Annotated in this window: 5 protein-coding genes and 1 pseudogene; 3 read left to right on the top strand and 3 right to left on the bottom strand. The window is 76.5% G+C overall.

The window, feature by feature from the left end; genetic code table 11:
- Window positions 1–91: 91 nt before the first annotated feature.
- Entirely contained in the window at window positions 92–1,039 is a 948-nt protein-coding gene (locus ACTUAL_RS23605; RefSeq protein ID WP_440901780.1) for a quinone oxidoreductase family protein, read from the bottom strand.
- A gap of 51 nt (window positions 1,040–1,090) precedes the next feature.
- Between ACTUAL_RS23605 and ACTUAL_RS23600 the strand changes: the two genes are divergently transcribed.
- Together ACTUAL_RS23600 and ACTUAL_RS23595 are read left to right on the top strand one after the other, a co-directional pair.
- A complete protein-coding gene (locus ACTUAL_RS23600; RefSeq protein WP_096494468.1) occupies window positions 1,091–1,672 on the top strand; it encodes a TetR/AcrR family transcriptional regulator in 582 nt (193 codons plus the stop codon).
- Window positions 1,673–1,820: 148 nt separating this feature from the next.
- Window positions 1,821–2,096, top strand: a pseudogene (locus ACTUAL_RS23595) (ester cyclase); the annotation flags it as partial.
- Between the two features lie 43 nt (window positions 2,097–2,139).
- Here the strand turns inward: ACTUAL_RS23595 and ACTUAL_RS23590 are convergent.
- Both ACTUAL_RS23590 and ACTUAL_RS23585 read right to left on the bottom strand, forming a co-directional pair.
- On the bottom strand, window positions 2,140–3,213 hold the full coding sequence (locus ACTUAL_RS23590) for a winged helix DNA-binding domain-containing protein (protein WP_096494466.1): 1,074 nt from the start codon (window positions 3,211–3,213) through the stop codon (window positions 2,140–2,142).
- A 1-nt stretch (window position 3,214) separates the two neighbouring features.
- Window positions 3,215–4,240, bottom strand: coding sequence for an aldo/keto reductase (locus ACTUAL_RS23585; protein ID WP_440901779.1), 1,026 nt, complete (start codon window positions 4,238–4,240; stop codon window positions 3,215–3,217).
- A 64-nt stretch (window positions 4,241–4,304) separates the two neighbouring features.
- On the opposite strand from ACTUAL_RS23585, the gene ACTUAL_RS23580 reads away from it, so the two are divergent.
- The coding region (locus ACTUAL_RS23580) for a helix-turn-helix transcriptional regulator (protein ID WP_440901778.1) at window positions 4,305–5,152 on the top strand (848 nt) is incomplete at its 3' end.

The raw sequence follows: 5,152 nt of genomic DNA, 5'->3' as shown, positions 1-5,152 counted from the left end.
GCCCGCGCGACCGGGAGGGGACGCCGGGCGGGCCGGGGGCGGGGTGGAGCGGGCCCCCGCGCCGGGGACCTCCACCCCTGCTCCCGCCGCCCTACGGGAGCAGCAGCAGCTTCCCGGTGGTCGCCCGCGACCCCAGGTCCGCGTGCGCCCTGGCCGCCTCCGCCAGGGGGTAGCGCCCGCCGATCCGCACCGCCAGCTCACCGCGCTCGACCATGCCGAACAGCTCCCCCGCGTGCGCCTCCAGCTCGCCGGGCCCGCTGATGTGGTCCTCCACCGACGAGTAGGTCACGCGCACGCTGCGCGGCAGCTCGCTCATCCGCACGGTCGGCACGTCGTCGATCAGCGGCCCGTAGTAGACCAGCGTGCCGTGCCTGCGCAGCACCCGCAGCGACGCCTCGAACGTGCTGCCGCCCGCGCCGTCGAACACCGCGTGCACGCCGCCGGTCAGCTCCAGCACCGCCTCGGCGAACCCGCCCCCGGTCGACACCAGCACGTGGTCCGCGCCCGCCGCGCGCACCACCCCGACCTTCTCCTCCCGCGACACCAGCCCGACGACGGTGGCCCCGCGCGCCTTGGCCAGCTGCACCAGCAGCAGCCCGACGCCACCGGCGGCGGCGTGCACGAGCACCACCTCACCGGCCTGCGTCGGGTGGGACACGGTGGCGAAGTGGTGCGCGGACAGCCCCTGGAGCACCAGCGCGGCGGCCGTCTCCTCGCCCACGCCGTCGGGGAGCGCCACCAGCTTCGACTCCGGCAGCACGGCGCGCGTGGCGTAGCTGCCGTGGTCCAGCGTCATCCAGGCCACGCGGTCGCCGGGCGCGAACCCGCGCACGTCCGCCCCCACCTCGGCCACCACGCCCGCGCCCTCCATGCCGGGCACCTCGGCGGCGCCCTGCGCGCGGATGGCGGGGTCCTGGAAGTTCACGCCCGCCGCGCGCACGTCCACCAGCACCTCGCCCGGTCCGGGACGCGGGTCCGGCCGCTCGCGCAGCGCCAGCACCTCGGGTCCACCGGGCTTCTCGATCACGATCGCTCTCATGCCGGGTGACGGTATTTTCGGCAAAATGTACCCACAAGTACAGTCCTGGGGGTGATCACCGCGAAGGGCGCAGCGACCCGCAGGCGCATCGTCGAGGCCGCCGCCGAGGAGGTCAGGGAGCGCGGCGCGAGCGCCACCACCCTGGACGACGTGTGCGGGCGCAGCCGCACCGGCAAGAGCCAGGTCTTCCACTACTTCCCGGACGGCAAGGAGCAGCTGCTGCTGGCCGTGGCCGAGCTGGAGGCCGAGCGGGTCTTCGAGGACCAGCAGCCGTACCTGAGCGAGCTGACCTCGCGCGCGGCGTGGCTGGCGTGGCGCGACCTGGTGGTCGAGCGGTACCGCGACCAGGGGGTGCACTGCCCGCTGGTGGTGCTGATCGCCGAGGTGGGCAGGTTCAGCGAGCGGTCGCGGGCGGTCACGGCGGGGCTGCTGCGGCGGTGGCAGGCATGCGTGCGCGAGGGCGTGGTGGCCACCCAGGCGGCGGGCGAGGCCGATCCGGGCCTGGACCCGGACCGGATGGCGGCGGCGGTGATCGCGGCGGTGCAGGGCGGGGTGACGGTGCTGCTGTCGACCGGGTCGGCGGAGCACCTGGAGGCGGGGATGGACCTGTGCCTGGAGCGGCTGCTGCGCTGAGGGCTACCGCGGGACCGCGCAGCTCGCGGACGCCTCGCGCGCGTTCCCGGCGGCGGAGCGGCGGGCGGCGTCGCGGAACTGCCGGGGCGAGGAGCCGACCACGCGGCGGGCACGTGCACGAGCCGGGGCCGCCGCGCACCACCCCGCCGATCCGCACGTGCCGGAACGCCGCGAAGCACACCGCCCACGACCCGCCCGCGCGCAGGCCGGGGTCGACGCGGTGCCCGACCTGCGCTGGGAGCTGCGCGAGCTGGTGGTCGACGGCGACCGGATCGCCGCCAGGCTGACCGACGCGGGAACGCCGGTGAAGGAGTGGCTCGGCGTGGCGCCCACCGGGGCGTCGTTCGAGATCGCCGAGCACGCCCTCCACCGGGTGCGCGACGGGCGGTTCAGCCACCTGGCGAACCTCCAGGACGTCGAGGCGCTCAGGGCGCAGCCGGGCGCCTGCCCCACGGGCGGGTGGCGGCTCAGCCCACCGCCACCCGCCCGCCACCGGTCAGGAACCCCGCCAGCCGCTCGCCCTCCGCCACGACCTCGTCGACCTCGGCCCCCGTCAGCTCGCGCAGCGGCGCCACCCGCACCACGTCCTCGGCCACCCGCCAGGTCGCGGTGACCCGCCCGTCCACCAGCACCACCCGCTCCCCGGCCACCGACAGCCCCTTGTGCGCGTCGTCGATGATCCGGCTCCGGTCCTGGTAGCCCAGGATCGCGTTGTCGAACGCGGGCAGGTACCGCACCGGCGCGGGCACGTCGCCGTCCGGCCTGGGGGCGCCCGGCAGGTCCAGCAGCTCGCGACCGCGCTCGTCGCGGAACGACACCAGCTCCTCGCGCACCGCCGCCACGGCGGCGGGCAACCCGGCCAGGCCGCTCCACATCCGCAGGTCGCCCGAGCTCGCCGGGCCGTGCGCGGCCAGGTAGCGGCGCACCAGCTCGCGGCCGACCGGGTCGTCGGCGTCCAGGGGGTCGGGTTCGCGGCCGAGCCAGTCGGCGAGCAGCGCGTTGCGCACCCCGCCCCTCGCCCGCCACAGCCCGCGCGGCGGCGTCTGGGCCACCGGCACGAGCGCGGCGATCACCATCTCGCCCAGCGCCCTGGCCGCCACCGACGGCCACCGCCCGGCCAGCGCGCGCACCACCTCCGCCGCGCTCCTCGGCTCCCCCGCCAGCGCCTCCCGCCCGGCGGCGGCCAGCTCGTCCAGGTCGACGCCCGCCAGGTCCGCCCGGTACACCCCGAGCACCTTCTGGCGCAGCATGTCGGCGTGCCGCGACCGCCACGCCAGCACGTCCTCCGAGGTCACCAGGTGCACGGTCCGCCGCATCAAGTGCACCCGCACCGCGCGCCTGCCGGTGACCAGGTCGTCCAGCGAGGCGGGCGCGAAGTCCCGCAGCCGCGACCACAGGCCGGTGAACGGCTCCTGCGGCTCCTGCGCCTGCATCCCGCACAGGTGCGACACCGCGCCCCACGCGTCCAGGTCGGCGCGCTCCAGCAGCAACTGCCTGGCGAGGGTGGCGCGGTTGAGCTCGCGCGTGGTCAGCACGGTCACGTCAGGCCGCCGCGCGCTCGTCGAGCGGACGCCTGCGCAGCGCCGGGACGGTCACCTCGGGCGGGGAGAACGCCACGTCGATCGGCCCGAGGTCCGCGCCCGGCGGGACGATCCCGTCGATCTTGTCGAGCAGGTCGTCGTCCAGGACGGCGCCCGCGCCCGCGATCAGGTCCGCCAGCTGCTCGGGGGTGCGCGGGCCGATGATCGCCGAGGTCACCGCCGGGTGGGCGGTGGCGAACGCCATCGCCAGGTGCGCCAGCGGCAGTCCGGCCTCGCGGGCCAGGGGGATCAGGCGCTCGACGGCGTCGAGCTTGCGCTCGTCGGTCAGGTGCCGGGGGACCCAGCGCATCCGGCCGGGGTTCATCGGCGTGCCCCGGCGGTAGCGGCCGGTGAGCAGGCCGGACGCGAGCGGGCTCCACACCAGCACGCCCAGCCCGTACCGCCGGCAGGTGGGCAGCACCTCGCGCTCGACGCCCCGGTCGAGGATCGAGTACGGGGGCTGCTCGGTGCGGTACCGGTGCAGGCCGCGCCGCTCGGCGGTCCACTGGGCCTCCACGATCCGCGACGCGGGCAGGCTCGACGTGCCGATGGCGCGGACCTTGCCCGCGCGCACCAGGTCGGTGAGCGCGGACAGGGTCTCCTCGTCGTCGGTCGACGGGTCGGGGTGGTGCACCTGGTAGAGGTCGACGTGGTCGACGGCGAGCCTGCGCAGCGAGTCCTCCACGGCGGTGATGATCCAGCGCCGCGAGCTGCCCCGCCGGTTGGGGTCGTCCCCCATCGGGCCGTTGCCCTTGGTGGCGAGCACGACGTCGTCCCGCCTGCCCCGGATGGCCCGGCCGACGACCCGCTCGGACTCGCCGCCGCCGTACACGTCGGCGGTGTCGATGAAGTTGATGCCCGCGTCCAGGGCGTGGCGGACCATGCCCTCGCACTCGTCCAGGTCGGTGTTGCCCGCGCCGAACATCATGGTGCCCAGGCAGTAGGGGCTCACCCGGATCCCGGTCCTGCCCAGCTCTCGCGTCCTCATGCGGCACAGCGTGTCGCGGGAAGAGGACAGTTTGTGTCCGCTACCGGGGTGGATACTGCCGGACGTGCAGAAGACCTCCGCGCGGTTGCTGTCGTTGCTGTCCCTGCTCCAGGCGCGGCGCGACTGGCCGGGCGCGCTGCTGGCCGAGCGGCTGGACGTCAGCTCGCGCACGGTGCGGCGCGACGTCGACCGGTTGCGGGAGCTGGGCTACCCGATCGCGGCGGTCAAGGGCCCCGACGGCGGGTACCGCCTCGACGCCGGGACGCAGATGCCGCCGCTGCTGTTCGACGACGAGCAGGCCGTGGCGCTGGCGGTCGCGCTGCGGGTGGCGGCGACCAGCGGGGCCGGGGTGGAGGAGGCGGCGGTGCGGGCGCTGGCGACGGTGCGGCAGGTGCTGCCCGCGCGGCTGCGGCACCGGGTGGACGCGCTGCAGGTCACGGCGCTGGAACGGCCGGGGGCGGTGCGGGTGGACGGGGAGGTGCTGGTGGCGCTGAGCGCGGCGGTGCGGGCGCGGGAGGTGCTGCGGTTCGACTACGCGGGCTCCGACGGCACGCCCCGGCGGGCGGAGCCGCACCACCTGGTCGCGGCGGGCGGGCGCTGGTACCTGGTGGCGTGGGACCTGGACCGCGAGGACTGGCGCACCTTCCGCGCCGACCGGATCACCCCGCGCGTGCCCACCGGCCCCCGCTTCGCCGCGCGCGAGGCGCCGGGCGGGGACGTGGCGGCGTTCGTGCGGGGCCGGTTCCGGGGGTCGGTGGACGGGGAGTGGCCGTGCCGGGGCGAGGTGCTGCTGGACCTGCCCGCCTCGGCGGTGGCGGCGCACGTCGGGGACGCGGTGGTGGTGGAGGTGGGGCCGGGGCGGTGCCGGGTGGTGGCGGGGTCGTGGTCGTGGGAGGGGTTGGCGGCGTCGGT

The sequence above is a fragment of the Actinosynnema sp. genome (genome assembly GCF_052038725.1).
Note: the sequence above shows the minus strand (reverse complement) of the source record. Positions and strands in the feature narration are given on the sequence as shown.